This is a genomic window from Ramlibacter rhizophilus (assembly GCF_004681965.1).
GTDB lineage: Bacteria > Pseudomonadota > Gammaproteobacteria > Burkholderiales > Burkholderiaceae_C > Ramlibacter > Ramlibacter rhizophilus.
Genome location: NZ_SMLL01000006.1, coordinates 42,317 through 58,775, shown reverse-complemented (window position 1 = coordinate 58,775; position 16,459 = coordinate 42,317). Strand labels below are relative to the sequence as shown.

Genomic DNA, 16,459 nt, shown 5'->3' with positions numbered 1-16,459 from the left:
ACGCCACCGAAGGAAGGCCATGGCCAAGCAACCCAACATCCTCCTGATCCTGAACGACGACATGGGCTATTCCGACATCGGCTGCTACGGCGGCGAGGTCGAGACGCCCCACCTGGACCGGCTGGCGCAAGGCGGCCTGCGGTTTTCCCAGTTCTACAACACGGCCCGCTGCAGCCCCTCGCGCGCCTCGCTGCTCACCGGCCTGCATCCGCACCAGACCGGCATCGGCATCCTCACCTACGACTCGGGCCCCGAGGGCTATGCCGGCAACCTGAACCAGCGCTGCGCCACCATCGCGGAGGTGCTCAGGCCCGCGGGCTACCGCAGCTACCTGAGCGGCAAGTGGCACGTCTCCAGCAACCTCACGCAGCCCACCGACTCGTGGCCCATGCAGCGCGGCTTCGATGACTTCTTCGGCACCATCATCGGCGCGGGCAGCTTCTACGACCCCAACACGCTCACCCGCCGCAACGAGAACGCGGAAGCCGAGGCGCGTGCGCCGGGCTTCTTCTATACCGACGCCATCAGCGACGAGGCGGTGAAGTTCCTGCGCACCCACCGGAAGGAACACGGCGACCAGCCCTTCTTCCAGTACGTGGCCTACACCGCGCCGCACTGGCCGCTGCACGCGCACCCGGAAGACATCGCCAAGTACAAGGGCCGCTTCGACGCCGGCTGGGACCAGCTGCGCGAGCAGCGCCTGGAGCGCCTGGTGGCCTCGGGCATCCTGGATGCGCAGTGGAAGCTCACCGGCCGCGACCCGAGCCAGCCGGCCTGGACCGACGCGCAGCACAAGGCGTGGCTGGCCAACTGCATGGAGGTGTATGCGGCGCAGATCGACCGCATGGACCAGGGCATCGGCCGCATCCTCGCGGCCCTGTCCGAGATGGGGCAGCTGGAGGACACGCTGGTCATCTTCCTGGCCGACAACGGCGCCTGCGCCGAGGACATTCCCGAGAACGTCACGGTGGACGAACTGGTGAACAAGCTGATGATCGCGCGCTCGCACACGCGGGACGGCGCCGTGGTGCACTTCGGCAACAACCCGGACATCGCGCCCGGGCCGGAAGACACCTACCAGAGCTACGGGCAGGCCTGGGCCAACCTCTCCAACACGCCGTTTCGCCTCTACAAGCACTGGATCCACGAGGGCGGCATCTCGACGCCGCTCATCATGCACTGGCCGAACGGCATCGCGCAGCGCGGCGAGATCCGGCACACGCCGGGCTACCTGCCGGACATCATGGCCACCCTCTGCGACGTGGCCGGCGCCGCCTACCCGCAGCAGCTCGATGGCCGCAGCATCCTGCCGCTGGAAGGCCACTCCCTGCGCCAGGCCTTCGAGGCGGACCTGGGCGAGCGCCCGCCCATGTTCTGGGAGCACGAGGGCAATGCGGCCGTGCGCGTCGGCCAGTGGAAGCTGGTGCGCGAGTACCCCAAGGACTGGGAGCTCTACGACATGCAGGCCGACCGCACCGAGACGAACAACCTGGCCGCGCAGCACCCCGGGCGCGTGGCCGACATGGCGCGCCAGTACGAGGCCTGGGCCCAGCGCTGCGGCGTGCTGCCGCGCGACAAGATCGTGGCCCTGATGCGCAGCCAGGGCGTCACCCGCGCCTTCTGGGAAGACGAGTGAGCAGCTGCTGCATGCCGGCCGGCGGCGGTGCGACCGCCGCGTCCGTCATGCCCGCGGCCGGGACGGCGCAGGGGCAGGCCTGGGTGCGCCTTCCCGGCGGCGCCTTCCTCATGGGCACCGACGACGCGGAAGGCTTCGCCGAGGATGGCGAGGGGCCGGTGCGCGAGGTGCGCGTGAGCGCCTTCCGCATCGCGCCCACCGCGGTCACCAACGCGCAGTTCCGCGACTTCGTCCGCGCCACGGGCTACATCACCGAAGCGGAGCAGGTCGGCTTCTCCTTCGTCTTCTACCTGCAGGTGGGCCCGGACCTGCGCCGCAGCGCGCGCCAGGTCTCGCGCGAGTTGCCCTGGTGGCTGCCGGTGGAGGGCGCCTGCTGGCAGCGGCCGGCCGGCCCGGGTTCCTGGGTCCATGACCGCCCCGACCATCCGGTGGTTCACATCAGCTGGAATGACGCCGCCGCGTACTGCGCCTGGGCCGGCGCGCGCCTGCCCACCGAAGCCGAATGGGAGTACGCCGCGCGCGGCGGCCTGTCGCAGTGCCGCTATCCCTGGGGCGACGACTTCGAGCCCGGCGGCGAGCGACGCTGCAACACCTGGCAGGGGACCTTTCCCAACGCCCCCGCCGAGGGCTGGTCGCCCGGCACGGTCCCGGCCGCCTCGGGCCCGGCCAACGGCTTCGGCCTGCACCACATGGCCGGCAACGCCTGGGAGTGGTGCGCCGACTGGTTCAGCGCCGACTACCACCGCGCGACCGCCTCCGTGGACCCGCTGCAGGACAAGCCCACGGGCCGGCGCTCCATGCGGAGCGGATCCTTCCTCTGCCACGCCTCCTACTGCAACCGCTACCGCGTGGCCGCGCGCGGCGCGAACACGCCCGGCAGCAGCGCGAGCAACGGCGGGTTCCGGGTCGCGGCTGGGCTAGAGTAGCGCCCCCATGCAGTACATCCTCGCCCTCGACCAGGGCACGACCAGCTCTCGTGCGATCGTCTTCGACCATGCCGGCCAGCCGGTCGCCATGGCGCAGAAGGAATTCCGGCAGCTCTTTCCGCAGCCGGGCTGGGTCGAGCACGATCCGCGCGAGATCTGGGCGACGCAGCACGCCGTCGCGCTGGAGGCCGTGGCCCAGGTCGGCGGCATCGAGCACATCGCGGCCATCGGCATCACCAACCAGCGCGAGACCACGCTGCTGTGGGACCGCACCACCGGCCATCCGGTGGGCAACGCCATCGTCTGGCAGGACCGCCGCACCGCCCCGCGCTGCGACGAGTTGAGGGCGCAGGGCCATGCGGGGCGCATCCAGCGCAAGACCGGCCTGGTGATCGACGCCTACTTCGCCGGCACCAAGCTCGAATGGCTGCTGGACCACGTGCCGGGCGCGCGCGCCCGCGCCGAACGCGGCGAGCTGGCCTTCGGCACCGTGGACAGCTGGCTGGTGTGGAACCTCACCGGCGGGCGCGTGCATGCCACCGACGCCAGCAATGCCTCGCGCACCATGCTGCTGGACCTGCGCACGCAGGACTGGAGCGAGGAGCTGCTCGCGCTGCTGCGTGTGCCGCGCGCGGTGCTGCCGCAGGTGGTGCCGTCCAGCGGTGTCATCGCCGAGACCGAGCCGGCCCTGTTCGGCCGCGCGCTCCCCATCGCCGGCATCGCGGGCGACCAGCAGGCCGCCACCTTCGGCCAGGCCTGCTTCACGCCGGGCCTGGCCAAGAACACCTACGGCACCGGCTGCTTCATGCTGATGAACACCGGCGCGCAGCCGGTGGCAAGCCGCAACCGGCTGGTGACCACCATCGGCTGGCAGGGGCCGCCGGGGCCGCATCGCACGGCCTACTGCCTGGAAGGCTCGGTCTTCATGGCCGGCGCGACGGTGCAGTGGCTGCGCGACGGGCTGCAGATCATCCAGTCGGCGCCCGAGGTCGAGTCGCTGGCGGCGCAGGTGGACGACACCGAAGACGTGTACCTGGTGCCGGCGTTTGCCGGCCTGGGCACGCCCGATTGGGACGGCTATGCCCGCGGCACGCTGGTGGGCATGACCCGCGGCACGGGCCGGGCCCACATCGCCCGCGCGGCGTTGGAGGCCATCGCCTTGCAGTCGGCCGATGTCTTCGCCGCCATGGCGCGCGACGCCGGCCTGCCGCTGACCGAGCTGCGCGTGGACGGCGGGGCTTCCCGCAATAACCTGCTGATGCAGATGCAGGCCGACTTCCTGGGCGTGCCCGTGGTGCGCCCCCAGGTGACCGAGACCACCGCCCTGGGCGCCGCCTACCTGGCCGGCCTGGCCACGGGCTTCTGGCGCGATGCCGGCGAGATCGCTGCCCAGTGGCGGGCCGAGCGCCGCTTCGAGCCGCGCCTGGCCCCCGCCGAGCGGGAGGCCAAGCTCGCCCGCTGGCGCGAGGCGGTGGCACGCGCCAAGGGCTGGGCCGTATCGTGAGCGGCGCAACCCCCCTGGCCGCGCCGACCCGGCGCGAAGAGCTGCTTGCGCGCCTGGCCGCGCCGGGCACCTGGGACCTGGCGGTCGTCGGCGGCGGCGCCACCGGTCTGGGCGTGGCGCTGGACGCTGCCGCCCGCGGCCTGTCGGTGGTGCTGGTCGAATCGCACGACTTCGCCAAGGGCACCTCCTCGCGCGCCACCAAGCTGCTGCACGGCGGCGTGCGCTACCTCGCGCAAGGCAACATCGCCCTGGTGCGCGAGGCCCTGCACGAGCGCACCACGCTGCTGCGCAACGCGCCGCACCTGGCCCAGCCCCTGCCCTTCGTCATGCCGTCCTATCGGCACTGGGAGACGCCCTTCTACGGCCTGGGCCTGAAGGTCTACGACGGCCTGGCCGGACGCGCCGGCCTGGGCGCGACCGAATTCCTCGGCCGCCGCCAGACCCTGGCCTGCCTGCCCACGGCGCGCGGCGACGGGCTCAAGGGCGGCGTCAAGTACTGGGACGCGCAGTTCGACGACGCCCGCCTGGCCCTGGCCCTGGCGCGCACGGCCGCGAGCCGCGGCGCCCTCGTCGTCAACTACTGCGCCGCCACCGGCCTGCTGCACGAGCAGGGCCGGGTGAGCGGCGTCGCCTGCCGCGACATGGAGTCCGGCCGCGCCTTCGAGCTGCGCGCGCGCTGCGTGGTCAATGCCACCGGCGTCTGGGTCGATGCCCTGCGGCGCCAGGACGGCGCGGCCATCGGCCGGGCGGTCGAGTCCATGGTCGCGCCCAGCCAGGGCGTGCACCTGGTGGTGGACCGCGAGTTCCTGCCGGGGGACCATGCGCTGCTGGTGCCCAAGACGGCCGACGGCCGGGTCCTGTTCGGCGTGCCCTGGCTCGGCAAGCTGATCCTCGGCACCACGGACACGCCGCGCACGGACCTGCCGCAGGAGCCCCGGCCCTTCGCCGCCGAGCTGGACTTCATCCTGTCCGAATCGGCCCGCTACCTGGTCCGGGCGCCCCGGCGCGAGGACGTGCGCAGCGTCTGGGTGGGCCTGCGCCCGCTGGTGCGGCCGGTCGGCGACGACGCCGAGCGCACCCAGGCCATCAGCCGCGAGCACACGGTGCTCGTGAGCAAGAGCGGTCTGGTCACCGTCACCGGCGGCAAGTGGACCACCTACCGCGCCATGGCCGAGGACGTGCTGGACAAGTGCGTCCGGGCGGGCCTGCTGCCGACCGGGCCGACCGGCCTCACGCGCGAGCTGCGCCTCGTGGGCGCGCCCGGGCGCGAGGCCGCGGTGCACCCGATCGCCGCCGCCCCCGGCCCCCACCTGTATGGCAGCGAAGCCGGCCAGTTGGCGCAGCTGCCCGGACGCGAGCACCAGCTCGGCGGGGGGCTGTCCGAGGCCATGGTGCGCTTCGCGGCCCGCCACGAATACGCCCGCACGGTGGAAGACGTGCTCGCCCGGCGCAGCCGGCTCCTCTTCCTGGACGCCGCCCTGGCCGCCGCGCTGGGGCCGCAGGTCGCCGCCATCCTGCAGGCCGAGACCGGCGCCGATCCGCAGGCGGCGGCCTTCGCCGAACTGGCCGCGAGCTACCTGCGGGAAGTGCGGTAGAGCCCGACTGTTGACAAAGCCTTTCAATCGGTCATAATCGCGGGCTCGCCATTTTTTGGCGAACTTCTGCCCATTCGAAGCTTCGGCCTGCCGCTACCTGGCAGGGCGCTGCGACGGCGGGCCCAAGACTGCTCCGATGCCCTGTGGGATCGTCCTTCAGGGAGCCTTCGGAACAAGTTGGGAACAACACTGCAATGATCCAGACTGAATCTCGGCTCGAAGTTGCCGACAACACCGGTGCGAAGTCCGTTCTGTGCATCAAGGTGCTCGGTGGCTCCAAGCGTCGCTACGCCAGCGTGGGCGACATCATCAAGGTGAGCGTCAAGGAAGCTGCCCCGCGCGGTCGCGTCAAGAAAGGCGAGATCTACAGCGCCGTGGTGGTCCGCACCGCCAAGGGCATCCGCCGTGGCGATGGCTCCCTAGTCAAGTTCGACGGCAATGCCGCCGTGCTGCTCAATAACAAGCTGGAGCCGATCGGCACCCGCATCTTCGGCCCGGTGACGCGCGAGCTGCGCACCGAGAAGTTCATGAAGATCGTGTCGCTGGCCCCTGAAGTTCTGTAAGAGGACGCGTTCATGAACAAGATTCGCAAAGGCGACGAAGTGATCGTGCTCGCGGGCCGCGACAAGGGCAAGCGGGGCCGCGTGGTGCTGCGCAAGGACGAGGACCATGTGGTCGTCGAGGGCATCAACCTGGTCAAGAAGCACACCAAGCCGAATCCCATGAAGGGCACCACGGGCGGCATCGTGGAGAAATCCATGCCGATCCACCAGTCCAACGTGGCCATCTTCAATCCCGCGACCGGCAAGGCCGATCGCGTGGGCATCAAGGTCGAGGGCGACAAGCGCGTGCGCGTGTTCAAGTCCTCCGGCGACGAAATCAAGGCGGCCTGAGGGGCATCGACATGGCACGACTCAAGAAGCATTACCTCGAGAAGGTGGTCCCCGAGCTGACCCAGAAGTTCGGCTACAAGTCCCCGATGGAGGTCCCGCGCCTGACCAAGATCACCCTGAACATGGGTGTCTCGGAAGCGGTGGCCGACAAGAAGGTGATGGACAACGCCGTCGGCGACCTGACCAAGATCGCCGGCCAGAAGCCCGTGATCACCAAGGCCAAGAAGGCCATCGCCGGCTTCAAGATCCGCGAAGGCCAGGCCATCGGCACCATGGTGACGCTGCGCGGCACGCGCATGTACGAATTCCTGGACCGCTTCGTCACCATCGCGCTGCCGCGCGTGCGTGACTTCCGCGGTGTGTCCGCCCGTGCCTTCGACGGCCGCGGCAACTACAACATCGGGGTCAAGGAACAGATCATCTTCCCCGAGATCGAGTACGACAAGGTCGATGCCCTGCGCGGCCTGAACATCAGCATCACGACCACGGCCAAGACCGACGAAGAGTGCAAGGCACTGCTGTCCGGCTTCCGTTTCCCGTTCAAGTCCTGAGGTACACCGTGGCTAAGAAAGCTTTGATCGAGCGCGAGCTCAAGCGAGAAAAACTGGTCGCCAAGTACGCGAAGAAGCACGCGGAACTGAAGGCGATCACCGAAGACGCCAAGAAGACCGGCGAAGAGCGCGCTGCCGCGCGCCTGGCCCTCCAGCAGCTGCCCCGCAACGCCAACCCCACCCGGCTTCGCAACCGCTGCGAGATCACGGGTCGCCCGCGCGGCACCTTCCGCCAGTTCGGACTGGCCCGCAACAAGATCCGCGAGATGGCCTTCACCGGCGACATCCCGGGCGTGATCAAGGCCAGCTGGTAAGCCAGGCAGGAGAGACAGAACATGAGCATGAGTGATCCCATCGCCGACCTGCTGACCCGCATCCGCAACGCGCAGATGGTGGCCAAGGCCACGGTGAGCGTGCCGTCCTCCAACCTGAAGGTCGCCATCGCCCAGGTGCTGAAGGACGAGGGCTATATCGACGGCTTCCAGGTCAAGCAGGAAGGCGGCAAGAGCGAGCTCCAGATCGCCCTCAAGTACTACGCCGGCCGTCCGGTGATCGAGCGCATCGAGCGCGTGAGCCGTCCCGGCCTTCGCATCTACAAGGGCCGCGACGCCATTCCGCAGGTCATGAACGGCCTCGGAGTCGCCATCGTCACCACGCCCAAGGGCGTGATGACCGACCGCAAGGCGCGCGCCACCGGCGTGGGCGGCGAAGTCCTGTGCTACGTCGCCTAAAGGGAAGGAAAGAGCAATGTCCCGAGTAGGAAAGAACCCGGTCGCCGTCCCGCAGGGCGTGGACGTGCAGATCAAGGACGACCAGATCAGCGTCAAGGGCACCGGCGGCCAGCTGTCGCTGTCCACCAATGCCCTGGTCAAGGTCGTCAACGACAACGGCAAGCTGACCTTCAAGCCGGTCGACGAGTCGCGTGAAGCCAATGCCATGAGCGGCACCATGCGCCAGCTGGTCAACAACATGGTCGTGGGCGTGACCAAGGGCTTCGAGAAGAAGCTCAGCCTGGTCGGCGTGGGCTACAAGGCCACCGCGCAGGGCGCCAAGCTGAACCTGGCCGTGGGCTTCTCGCACCCGGTCAACAAGGACATGCCCGCCGGCATCACCGTCGCCACGCCCGCGCCCACGGAAATCGTGATCAAGGGCGCCGACCGCCAGCGCGTCGGCCAGGTGGCCGCCGAGATTCGTGCGATCCGTCCGCCCGAGCCCTACAAGGGCAAAGGCATCCGCTACGCGGACGAGAAGATCACGATCAAAGAGACCAAGAAGAAGTAAGGGGCCGCATCATGTTGACCAAGAAAGAGCAGCGCCTGCGCCGCGCCCGTCAGACCCGCATCCGCATTGCCCAGCAAGGCGTGGCGCGGCTGACCGTCAACCGCACCAACCTGCACATCTACGCTGCCGTCATCTCCGAAGACGGCAGCAAGGTGCTGGCCTCCGCTTCCACCGCCCAGAAGGACATCCGCGAGCAGCTCGGGGGTTCGGGCAAGGGTGGCAACGCCTCGGCCGCCCAGGTCGTGGGCAAGCTGATCGCCGAGAAGGCCAAGGCTGCCGGTGTCGAGAAGGTCGCCTTCGACCGCTCCGGCTTCGCCTACCACGGCCGCGTCAAGGCTCTGGCCGATGCCGCCCGTGAAGCGGGCCTGCAGTTCTAACGGACACGGATACACAAATGGCAAAAATGCAAGCGAAGCCCCAGGGTGACGGTCCGGAAGACGGCCTGCGGGAGAAGATGATCGCGGTCAATCGCGTGACCAAGGTCGTCAAGGGTGGTCGTATCCTCGGTTTCGCCGCCCTCACGGTGGTGGGCGACGGCGACGGCCGCGTCGGCATGGGCAAGGGCAAGTCCAAGGAAGTGCCCGCGGCAGTGCAGAAGGCGATGGAAGAAGCCCGTCGCAACATGACCAAGGTGTCCCTCAGGAACGGCACCATCCACCACAACGTGGTGGGCCACCACGGCGCCGCGCGCGTCATGATGGCGCCGGCCCCCAAGGGCACCGGCATCATCGCCGGCGGCCCGATGCGCGCCGTGTTCGAGGTCATGGGCATCACCGACATCGTGGCCAAGAGCCACGGTTCGACCAACCCCTACAACATGGTTCGCGCCACCTTCGACGCGCTCAAGAACTCCACGACCCCTGGGGAAGTGGCGGCCAAGCGCGGCAAGTCGGTCGAAGACCTGTTCGCGGCCTGACCGGAGCTATGCACATGGCTGAACAGAAAACCATCAAGATCAAGCTCGTTCGCAGCCCGATCGGCACCAAGGCCTCGCATCGCGCGACGGTCCGGGGCCTGGGCCTGCGCAAGCTCAATAGCGTGAGCGAACTCGAAGACACGGCCGCGGTGCGCGGCATGGTCAACAAGGTCGCCTACCTGGTACAGGTGCTCTGACATGGAACTGAACACTCTCAAGTCCGCCCCGGGTGCGCGCAAGGCGCGTCGCCGCGTGGGCCGTGGCATCGGCTCCGGCCTGGGCAAGACCGCCGGTCGTGGCCACAAGGGCCAGAAGTCGCGTTCGGGCGGCTACCACAAGGTCGGCTTCGAAGGCGGCCAGATGCCGCTGCAGCGCCGCCTTCCTAAGCGCGGTTTCAAGTCGCACCTGCTGAAGTTCAACGCCGAAGTCTCGCTCACCTCGCTGGACAAGCTGGGCGCGGACGAGGTCGACCTGCTCGCCCTCAAGGCAGCGGGCCTCGTCCCCGAGATCTGCAAGGTGGTCAAGGTCATCAAGTCCGGTGAGATCGCCCGCGCGGTGAAGCTCAAGGGCATCGGTGCGACCGCCGGCGCCAAGGCCGCGATCGAAGCTGCCGGTGGCAGCCTGGCCGAGTGAACGTTTCCTTCGAGGTAGCTTGCAGTGGCCACTAGTGCAGCCCAGATCGCGAAGACCGGCAAGTTCGGCGACCTGCGTCGCCGGCTGGTTTTCCTGCTGCTCGCGCTGGTGGTCTACCGCATCGGCGCGCACATCCCCGTGCCGGGCATCGACCCCACGCAGCTGCAGGCCCTGTTCCAGGGTCAGCAGGGCGGCATCCTGAGCCTGTTCAACATGTTCTCGGGCGGCGCGCTCTCGCGCTTCGCGGTGTTCGCCCTCGGGATCATGCCGTACATCTCGGCGTCCATCATCATGCAGCTGCTCACCTACGTGGTCCCCACGCTGGAACAGCTGAAGAAGGAGGGCGAAGCCGGGCGGCGCAAGATCACGCAGTACACGCGCTACGGCACGCTGGGCCTGGCCATCTTCCAGTCGCTGTCCATCGCCATCGCGCTGGAAGCGTCGGCGGGCCTGGTCATCAACCCCGGCTTCGGCTTTCGCATGACCACGGTGGTCAGCCTCACGGCGGGCACCATGTTCCTCATGTGGCTGGGCGAGCAGATCACCGAACGCGGGCTGGGCAACGGCATCTCGATCCTGATCTTCGCGAGCATCGCCGCGGGCCTGCCCAGTGCGATCGCCGGACTGCTGGAGCTGGTGCGAACCGGCGCAATGAGCATCCTGATCGCGCTGCTGATCGTGGCGCTGGTGGCGGTGGTGACCTGGTTCGTGGTGTTCGTCGAGCGGGGGCAGCGCAAGATCCTGGTGAACTATGCGCGCCGGCAGGTCGGCAACAAGGTGTACGGGGGCCAGTCCTCGCACCTGCCGCTGAAGCTGAACATGGCCGGCGTGATCCCGCCGATCTTCGCGTCGTCGATCATCCTGCTGCCCGCAACGGTGGCGGGCTGGTTCGCCACCGGCGACTCCATGCGCTGGCTGCGCGACATCGCGGCCACGCTCTCGCCGGGACAGCCGATCTACGTGATGCTCTACGCGGCGGCCATCATCTTCTTCTGCTTCTTCTACACCGCACTGGTGTTCAACAGCAGGGAGACGGCCGACAACCTGAAGAAGAGCGGCGCCTTCATCCCCGGCATCCGGCCGGGTGACCAGACGGCCCGCTACATCGACAAGATCCTGGTGCGCCTGACGCTGGCCGGAGCCGTGTACATCACGCTCGTGTGCCTGCTGCCGGAGTTCCTGATCCTTCGCTACAACGTGCCCTTCTACTTCGGTGGCACGTCCTTGCTGATCATCGTGGTCGTGACCATGGACTTCATGGCGCAGGTGCAGAACTACCTGATGTCGCAGCAGTACGAATCGCTGCTCAAGAAGGCGAATTTCAAGACAACGGTGGGCGGCTGAAGCCCCAGGCATTTAGGAGAAAGACACATGAGAGTTTCGGCTTCCGTCAAGAAGATCTGCCGCAACTGCAAGATCATCCGTCGCAAGGGCGTTGTCCGCGTGATCTGCACCGATCCGCGCCACAAGCAGCGCCAGGGCTGACCCCCAGAGTTACAGGAAATACGCACATGGCACGTATCGCTGGCATCAACATCCCGCCGCACCAACACGCTGAGATCGGTCTGACGGCCATCTTCGGCATCGGCCGCACGCGCGCCCGCAAGATCTGCGAGGCCTGTGGCATCGCCTATTCGAAGAAGGTCAAGGACCTCACGGACGCCGACCTCGAGAAGATCCGCGACCAGATCGGCCAGTTCACCATCGAAGGTGACCTGCGCCGCGAAACCACCATGAACATCAAGCGGCTGATGGACATCGGCTGCTACCGTGGTTTCCGCCATCGCCGCGGCCTGCCGATGCGCGGTCAGCGCACCCGCACCAATGCCCGCACCCGCAAGGGTCCGCGCAAGGCGGCCCAGGCTCTGAAGAAATAACCGGGAAAGAGATTCGATATGGCCAAGTCTCCCGCCAGCAACGCCGCCCAGCGCGTGCGCAAGAAGGTCCGCAAGAACGTGTCCGACGGTGTCGCGCACGTCCACGCCTCCTTCAACAACACCATCATCACCATCACCGACCGCCAGGGCAACGCGCTGTCCTGGGCGTCCTCGGGTGGCCAGGGCTTCAAGGGCTCCCGCAAGTCCACGCCCTTCGCCGCGCAGGTCGCCTCCGAAGTCGCCGGCCGCGCCGCGATCGAACAGGGCATCAAGAACCTGGACGTCGAGATCAAGGGCCCCGGCCCGGGTCGCGAGTCCTCGGTGCGTGCGCTCGCCGCCCTGGGCATCCGCATCAACTCGATCTCCGACGTGACGCCGGTGCCGCACAACGGCTGCCGCCCGCAGAAGCGTCGCCGGATCTGAGCCGCCCGGCTCACTCGACGCCGGCCGACTGAGAGGCCGGTTTTTTCGTTCAACCAAGCCCACCGCCGGCATCGACCGATGACCGGCTCCCGCGGCGGATGGCCGCGGCAGCATCAACAAGGACACGACTGTGGCACGTTACCTCGGCCCCAAGGCCAAACTCTCCCGCCGCGAAGGCACGGACCTGTTCCTCAAGAGCGCCCGCCGCTCGATCAGCGACAAGGCCAAGTTCGACTCCAAGCCGGGCCAGCATGGCCGCACCTCGGGCCAGCGCACCTCCGACTTCGGCCTGCAGCTGCGCGAGAAGCAGAAGGTCAAGCGCATGTACGGCGTGCTCGAAAAGCAGTTCCGCCGCTACTTCGAGGAAGCCTCGCGCCGCAAGGGCAACTCCGGCGCCAACCTGCTGGCGCTGCTGGAGTCCCGCCTGGACAACGTGGTGTTCCGCATGGGCTTCGGCTCGACCCGCGCCGAAGCGCGCCAGCTCGTCTCGCACAAGGCGATCACGGTCAACGGCCTGCCGGTGAACATCCCGTCCTACCTGGTCAAGGCCGGTGACGTCGTGGCCGTGCGCGAAAAGTCCAAGAAGCAGAACCGCGTGGTCGAGGCCCTGCAGCTCGCGCAGCAGGTCGGCATCCCCGCCTGGGTCGAAGTCAATGCCGACAAGGCCGAAGGCACGTTCAAGAAGGTTCCGGACCGCGACGAGTTCGGCGCCGACATCAACGAATCGCTCATCGTCGAGTTGTATTCGCGCTGATCCCGCATCCGCGCGCTGGTCTCACTGTTTTTTCGTTCCTGGCCGCGGGGCACCGCGGCCGGGCGCTTCACCAGCCTTACCGGTGTAACGAGCCGGGGGTATTGAGAGGAAGTCCTGCATGCAAACCAATTTGCTGAAACCCAAGTCCATCAACGTGGAACAGCTGGGCCCCAACCGCGCCGAGGTGACGCTGGAGCCCTTCGAGCGCGGCTACGGCCACACGCTGGGCAACGCCCTGCGGCGTGTGCTGCTGTCCTCGATGGTCGGGTATGCGGCAACCGAAGTCACCATTGCCGGTGTGCTTCACGAGTATTCGTCGATCGACGGCGTCCAGGAAGACGTGGTCGCGATCCTGCTGAACCTCAAGGGCGTGGTGTTCAAGCTCCACAACCGCGACGAGGTCACGCTGTCGCTGCGCAAGGATGGTGAAGGCCCGGTCACGGCCGCCGACATCCAGACCCCGCACGACGTCGAGATCATCAATCCCGAGCACGTCATCGCGCATCTGTCCCAGGGCGGCAAGATCGACATGCAGATCAAGGTGGAGAAGGGCCGCGGCTACGTGCCGGGCACCATGCGCCGCTACGCCGACGAGCCGACCAAATCCATCGGCCGCATCGTGCTGGACGCATCCTTCTCGCCGGTCAAGCGCGTGAGCTACACCGTCGAGAGCGCCCGCGTCGAGCAGCGCACCGACCTGGACAAGCTGGTCCTGGAGATCGAGACCAACGGCGCCATCACCGCCGAAGACGCCGTGCGCGCCTCGGCCAAGATCCTGGTCGAGCAGCTGGCCGTCTTCGCGCAACTGGAAGGCAGCGAACTGGCCGCCTTCGACCAGCCGGTGCAGCGCACCTCGCAGCAGTTCGACCCGATCCTGCTGCGCCCGGTCGACGAGCTCGAGCTCACGGTGCGCTCGGCCAACTGCCTGAAGGCCGAGAACATCTACTACATCGGTGACCTGATCCAGCGCACCGAGAACGAGCTGCTCAAGACCCCCAACCTGGGTCGCAAGTCGCTCAACGAGATCAAGGAAGTGCTCGCTTCGCGCGGCCTTACCCTGGGCATGAAGCTCGAAAGCTGGCCGCCCGCCGGCCTCGACAAGCGCTGAGACGTCCACTGAGAAATCGCTGCGCGACTTCTCAGTGGTTTTGAAAGTCAGTGTGGAGAGGTCCGGCGAAGCCAGATCCTCTCCACAGTAGGGACCGCGCTGCATGTTATTCGGGCGGTCCGAGTGGGGCCCTGGGGCCCCGGTGAAACTGGCAGTACCTGATCCGGCTGCCTTTGAGATAAGGAAAGGAAGATCACCATGCGTCACGGACACGGACTTCGCAAACTCAACCGCACCAGCGAGCACCGCCAGGCGATGCTGCGCAACATGATGGTGTCGCTGCTCGAACACGAAGCCATCAAGACCACGGTCCCCAAGGCCAAGGAACTGCGCCGCGTCGTCGAGCCCATGATCACGCTGGCCAAGGAACCCACGGTCGCCAACAAGCGCCTGGCCTTCGACCGCCTGCGCAATCGCGACATCGTGAGCAAGCTGTTCAACGATCTGGGGCCGCGCTTCAAGACCCGTCCCGGCGGCTACACGCGCATTCTCAAGATGGGCTTCCGCGTCGGCGACAACGCGCCCATGGCCTTGGTCGAACTGGTGGACCGTCCGGAAGTTTCTTCGGACGAAGCACCCGCGACCGAGTAATCGGCTTCGTTTCGGTCTATAATCTTTTTCTTCTGACGCGCGGTGGAGCAGCCTGGTAGCTCGTTGGGCTCATAACCCAAAGGTCGCAAGTTCAAATCTTGCCCGCGCAACCAATCCGATAACCCGCCGAGGTGTCTTCCAGACATCCGGCGGGTTTTCTCATGGGCGCGCCGCAAAGACGCCCCCTTCGCCCACCTCTCGGTTTCGCCTCGGCCATGGTCCTGCGAACAGGCAAGGCCTTTAGCGGCCACCGGAGTAGTAGGCGGCTCGGCACGAGGCGCGTGGAAGCACGGGATCACTCGCCAGCGCAGAAGGCGCTCAGACCATGAGGCGCCGCCTCGCCACAGGGTTACCGGTCATAATTTGTAACCGAACCTGTCAGTTCTGACAGGGTGTGAATGTCAGGCGCGGTGACATGATCCGGAAGCATTTGCCCGGAGCTTTCCTTTTGTCCACTGAATTCATTCAAGCCCTTCGACTTGCCGTCGATGACCAATGGAAGGTGATCCGCCAGGGCGCCTTCTGGCGCCAGGTCATGGACCGGCCGGTCACCCATGCCTTGTACCGTGACCTGATGCTTCAGGTATGGCACTACTCCAGGCATAACTCGATGAATCAGGCGGTTGCCGCATTCGTTCCGGCGCCAGAAGGACTGCTCAAGTTCGTCTACCGGCACGCCGCGGAGGAGTTGGGACACGAGAAGATGGTCGTGCACGACCTGCGCAGCATCGAACTGTTCGACGAGTCGGATCTCCTGCGGGCGCCGCTCCCTGCCACCGAGGCCCTGATCGGCTATTTGTACTATGTCTCCCTTCGGTATGGACCCGTGGCCCGCCTCGGGTACAGCTTCTGGGCCGAGGGCATCTATGAACACATCCAGGCCCCCTTCGCAAAGATCTGCGCCGATCTGAAGCTGACCAGCAAGAACGTCACCTTCTTCGGCGCCCATGCCGAAGCCGACGAAGAGCACATCAAGCAGGTCGAAGAGATGATCACCCGGTTCGCGCAATCGCCGCAGCAGCAGGCCTTGGTCCAGCAGGTGGCGCTCACCACGCTCTCGCTGACCGGACAACTGCTCGAGCAAGTGGCCGCCCGAAATTCCTAGGAGATTCCCATGAGCTTCATGCCAACCCAGGCCATTGCGGTGCGCTCAGCGCTTCCGATGGCGCTGAACAGCGATGTGGCTGACGATCCGGTGGTTCTGCGTCACCTGAAAACCCCGCAGGAGATCGAGGCCGTGCTTCCGCTTCGCGGCGGCATCGACCTGTCCGCTCACACGGCGGCAGGCGATAGCTTTGTCTCGCTCGAAAAAAAAGAGACGAATTGGGCTTTGTCGGTGCATTCGAACGCGGCGGCCGCCTGATCGGCACCATCCGGCTCGTTCCGATGGGCTTGGGGCTCACGCTAACCGATGATCTGCTCAAGCACCTTGGTCCGCAGGCACCTAGCCATCCGGGCACCTGCTGGGAAGTTGGACGCCTTGTGCTCGACGAGGCGCACCGCAGCGATGTCAACGCGTTGCGCCAGTGCCTGTTCCTGTCGCTCGACTATGCGTGCACGCTGACTCGCGTCGACAACCTGTACGCATCCTGCACGCACGTGCTGGGTCGCCTCTACCGGCGTTTCGCCTTCAACAGCTTCGCCGCTGACGTGCCCCTGGCGGGCACGGACAAGCGCTATACCCTGATTCATGGCTATGCGACGGAGGTGCTCGCCAGCCTCAGTGGTCGCCAGGTGACGGCGCACTGATCCTCGCCGAGGATGGAATAGG

24 protein-coding genes and 1 tRNA gene are annotated in these 16,459 nt (G+C 67.0%); all 25 read left to right on the top strand.

The genetic code is table 11. From position 1 onward, the window contains the following. The first annotated feature begins 19 nt into the window (after positions 1–19). The 25 genes from EZ242_RS15265 (at position 20) to EZ242_RS15145 (ending at position 16,437) form a co-directional block, all read left to right on the top strand. A complete protein-coding gene (locus tag EZ242_RS15265; protein WP_135286046.1) occupies positions 20–1,636 on the top strand; it encodes an arylsulfatase in 1,617 nt (538 codons plus the stop codon). Then, positions 1,633–2,562, top strand: a complete 930-nt coding sequence (locus EZ242_RS15260) for a formylglycine-generating enzyme family protein (protein ID WP_205960666.1) — start codon at positions 1,633–1,635, stop codon at positions 2,560–2,562. Before EZ242_RS15265 ends, EZ242_RS15260 begins: the two co-directional genes overlap by 4 nt. Before the next feature lie 7 nt (positions 2,563–2,569). Next, positions 2,570–4,066, top strand: a complete 1,497-nt coding sequence (glpK, locus tag EZ242_RS15255; protein WP_135286045.1) for a glycerol kinase GlpK — start codon at positions 2,570–2,572, stop codon at positions 4,064–4,066. Then, the gene (locus EZ242_RS15250) at positions 4,063–5,661 is read left to right on the top strand and encodes a glycerol-3-phosphate dehydrogenase/oxidase (RefSeq protein ID WP_420821255.1); all 1,599 of its coding nucleotides are present in this window, start codon (positions 4,063–4,065) and stop codon (positions 5,659–5,661) included. Before glpK ends, EZ242_RS15250 begins: the two co-directional genes overlap by 4 nt. 194 nt (positions 5,662–5,855) lie before the next feature. Beyond that, positions 5,856–6,224, top strand: coding sequence for a 50S ribosomal protein L14 (gene rplN / locus EZ242_RS15245; RefSeq protein ID WP_135286044.1), 369 nt, complete (start codon positions 5,856–5,858; stop codon positions 6,222–6,224). A 12-nt stretch (positions 6,225–6,236) separates the two neighbouring features. Further along, positions 6,237–6,554 (top strand): 50S ribosomal protein L24, encoded by a 318-nt coding sequence (gene rplX / locus EZ242_RS15240; RefSeq protein WP_135286043.1) that lies wholly within the window; start codon positions 6,237–6,239, stop codon positions 6,552–6,554. An 11-nt stretch (positions 6,555–6,565) separates the two neighbouring features. Continuing rightward, a complete protein-coding gene (rplE, locus tag EZ242_RS15235; RefSeq protein WP_135286042.1) occupies positions 6,566–7,105 on the top strand; it encodes a 50S ribosomal protein L5 in 540 nt (179 codons plus the stop codon). An 8-nt stretch (positions 7,106–7,113) separates the two neighbouring features. Continuing rightward, entirely contained in the window at positions 7,114–7,419 is a 306-nt protein-coding gene (gene rpsN / locus EZ242_RS15230) for a 30S ribosomal protein S14 (protein WP_135286041.1), read from the top strand. A gap of 21 nt (positions 7,420–7,440) precedes the next feature. Then, entirely contained in the window at positions 7,441–7,836 is a 396-nt protein-coding gene (gene rpsH / locus EZ242_RS15225; RefSeq protein ID WP_135286040.1) for a 30S ribosomal protein S8, read from the top strand. A 16-nt stretch (positions 7,837–7,852) separates the two neighbouring features. After that, entirely contained in the window at positions 7,853–8,386 is a 534-nt protein-coding gene (gene rplF / locus EZ242_RS15220) for a 50S ribosomal protein L6 (RefSeq protein WP_135286039.1), read from the top strand. Between the two features lie 11 nt (positions 8,387–8,397). Next, positions 8,398–8,763, top strand: a complete 366-nt coding sequence (gene rplR / locus EZ242_RS15215; protein ID WP_135286038.1) for a 50S ribosomal protein L18 — start codon at positions 8,398–8,400, stop codon at positions 8,761–8,763. Between the two features lie 17 nt (positions 8,764–8,780). Continuing rightward, positions 8,781–9,302, top strand: a complete 522-nt coding sequence (rpsE, locus tag EZ242_RS15210) for a 30S ribosomal protein S5 (RefSeq protein ID WP_135286037.1) — start codon at positions 8,781–8,783, stop codon at positions 9,300–9,302. Positions 9,303–9,316: 14 nt separating this feature from the next. Continuing rightward, the gene (rpmD, locus tag EZ242_RS15205; RefSeq protein WP_135286036.1) at positions 9,317–9,499 is read left to right on the top strand and encodes a 50S ribosomal protein L30; all 183 of its coding nucleotides are present in this window, start codon (positions 9,317–9,319) and stop codon (positions 9,497–9,499) included. A 1-nt stretch (position 9,500) separates the two neighbouring features. Further along, entirely contained in the window at positions 9,501–9,935 is a 435-nt protein-coding gene (rplO, locus tag EZ242_RS15200; protein WP_135286035.1) for a 50S ribosomal protein L15, read from the top strand. Between the two features lie 24 nt (positions 9,936–9,959). Further along, the gene (gene secY / locus EZ242_RS15195; protein ID WP_135286034.1) at positions 9,960–11,279 is read left to right on the top strand and encodes a preprotein translocase subunit SecY; all 1,320 of its coding nucleotides are present in this window, start codon (positions 9,960–9,962) and stop codon (positions 11,277–11,279) included. Positions 11,280–11,306: 27 nt separating this feature from the next. Beyond that, complete coding sequence (gene rpmJ, locus EZ242_RS15190) at positions 11,307–11,420, top strand: 50S ribosomal protein L36 (protein ID WP_011481465.1); 114 nt, start codon at positions 11,307–11,309, stop codon at positions 11,418–11,420. A 26-nt stretch (positions 11,421–11,446) separates the two neighbouring features. Beyond that, positions 11,447–11,812 (top strand): 30S ribosomal protein S13, encoded by a 366-nt coding sequence (gene rpsM, locus EZ242_RS15185; protein WP_135286033.1) that lies wholly within the window; start codon positions 11,447–11,449, stop codon positions 11,810–11,812. A gap of 18 nt (positions 11,813–11,830) precedes the next feature. Then, positions 11,831–12,235 (top strand): 30S ribosomal protein S11, encoded by a 405-nt coding sequence (rpsK, locus tag EZ242_RS15180; RefSeq protein ID WP_135286032.1) that lies wholly within the window; start codon positions 11,831–11,833, stop codon positions 12,233–12,235. A 130-nt stretch (positions 12,236–12,365) separates the two neighbouring features. Continuing rightward, a complete protein-coding gene (gene rpsD / locus EZ242_RS15175) occupies positions 12,366–12,989 on the top strand; it encodes a 30S ribosomal protein S4 (protein WP_135286031.1) in 624 nt (207 codons plus the stop codon). 118 nt (positions 12,990–13,107) lie between these two features. Beyond that, positions 13,108–14,097: a DNA-directed RNA polymerase subunit alpha gene (locus EZ242_RS15170; RefSeq protein ID WP_135286030.1), complete on the top strand. Its 990-nt coding sequence runs from the start codon at positions 13,108–13,110 to the stop codon at positions 14,095–14,097. A gap of 198 nt (positions 14,098–14,295) precedes the next feature. Beyond that, a complete protein-coding gene (rplQ, locus tag EZ242_RS15165; RefSeq protein ID WP_135286029.1) occupies positions 14,296–14,688 on the top strand; it encodes a 50S ribosomal protein L17 in 393 nt (130 codons plus the stop codon). Positions 14,689–14,724: 36 nt separating this feature from the next. Next, positions 14,725–14,801 (top strand) — tRNA-Met (locus EZ242_RS15160). Between the two features lie 302 nt (positions 14,802–15,103). Then, complete coding sequence (locus EZ242_RS15155; RefSeq protein ID WP_135286028.1) at positions 15,104–15,793, top strand: iron-containing redox enzyme family protein; 690 nt, start codon at positions 15,104–15,106, stop codon at positions 15,791–15,793. Positions 15,794–15,802: 9 nt separating this feature from the next. Beyond that, entirely contained in the window at positions 15,803–16,051 is a 249-nt protein-coding gene (locus EZ242_RS15150; RefSeq protein WP_135286027.1) for a hypothetical protein, read from the top strand. Beyond that, positions 16,012–16,437 (top strand): N-acyl amino acid synthase FeeM domain-containing protein, encoded by a 426-nt coding sequence (locus EZ242_RS15145; RefSeq protein WP_240787109.1) that lies wholly within the window; start codon positions 16,012–16,014, stop codon positions 16,435–16,437. Before EZ242_RS15150 ends, EZ242_RS15145 begins: the two co-directional genes overlap by 40 nt. The last annotated feature ends 22 nt before the right edge of the window (positions 16,438–16,459 follow it).

Excerpts from the sequence above, each read along its gene's own strand:
- EZ242_RS15265 (WP_135286046.1), top strand. The coding sequence starts at position 20 with ATGGCCAAGCAACCCAACATCCTCCTGATCCTGAACGACGACATGGGC.
- glpK (WP_135286045.1), top strand. The coding sequence starts at position 2,570 with ATGCAGTACATCCTCGCCCTCGACCAGGGCACGACCAGCTCTCGTGCG.
- rplN (WP_135286044.1), top strand. The coding sequence starts at position 5,856 with ATGATCCAGACTGAATCTCGGCTCGAAGTTGCCGACAACACCGGTGCG.
- rplX (WP_135286043.1), top strand. The coding sequence starts at position 6,237 with ATGAACAAGATTCGCAAAGGCGACGAAGTGATCGTGCTCGCGGGCCGC.
- rplE (WP_135286042.1), top strand. The coding sequence starts at position 6,566 with ATGGCACGACTCAAGAAGCATTACCTCGAGAAGGTGGTCCCCGAGCTG.
- rpsH (WP_135286040.1), top strand. The coding sequence starts at position 7,441 with ATGAGCATGAGTGATCCCATCGCCGACCTGCTGACCCGCATCCGCAAC.
- rplF (WP_135286039.1), top strand. The coding sequence starts at position 7,853 with ATGTCCCGAGTAGGAAAGAACCCGGTCGCCGTCCCGCAGGGCGTGGAC.
- rplR (WP_135286038.1), top strand. The coding sequence starts at position 8,398 with ATGTTGACCAAGAAAGAGCAGCGCCTGCGCCGCGCCCGTCAGACCCGC.
- rpsE (WP_135286037.1), top strand. The coding sequence starts at position 8,781 with ATGGCAAAAATGCAAGCGAAGCCCCAGGGTGACGGTCCGGAAGACGGC.
- rpmD (WP_135286036.1), top strand. The coding sequence starts at position 9,317 with ATGGCTGAACAGAAAACCATCAAGATCAAGCTCGTTCGCAGCCCGATC.
- rplO (WP_135286035.1), top strand. The coding sequence starts at position 9,501 with ATGGAACTGAACACTCTCAAGTCCGCCCCGGGTGCGCGCAAGGCGCGT.
- rpmJ (WP_011481465.1), top strand. The coding sequence starts at position 11,307 with ATGAGAGTTTCGGCTTCCGTCAAGAAGATCTGCCGCAACTGCAAGATC.
- rpsM (WP_135286033.1), top strand. The coding sequence starts at position 11,447 with ATGGCACGTATCGCTGGCATCAACATCCCGCCGCACCAACACGCTGAG.
- rpsK (WP_135286032.1), top strand. The coding sequence starts at position 11,831 with ATGGCCAAGTCTCCCGCCAGCAACGCCGCCCAGCGCGTGCGCAAGAAG.
- EZ242_RS15170 (WP_135286030.1), top strand. The coding sequence starts at position 13,108 with ATGCAAACCAATTTGCTGAAACCCAAGTCCATCAACGTGGAACAGCTG.
- rplQ (WP_135286029.1), top strand. The coding sequence starts at position 14,296 with ATGCGTCACGGACACGGACTTCGCAAACTCAACCGCACCAGCGAGCAC.
- EZ242_RS15155 (WP_135286028.1), top strand. The coding sequence starts at position 15,104 with ATGATCCGGAAGCATTTGCCCGGAGCTTTCCTTTTGTCCACTGAATTC.
- EZ242_RS15150 (WP_135286027.1), top strand. The coding sequence starts at position 15,803 with ATGAGCTTCATGCCAACCCAGGCCATTGCGGTGCGCTCAGCGCTTCCG.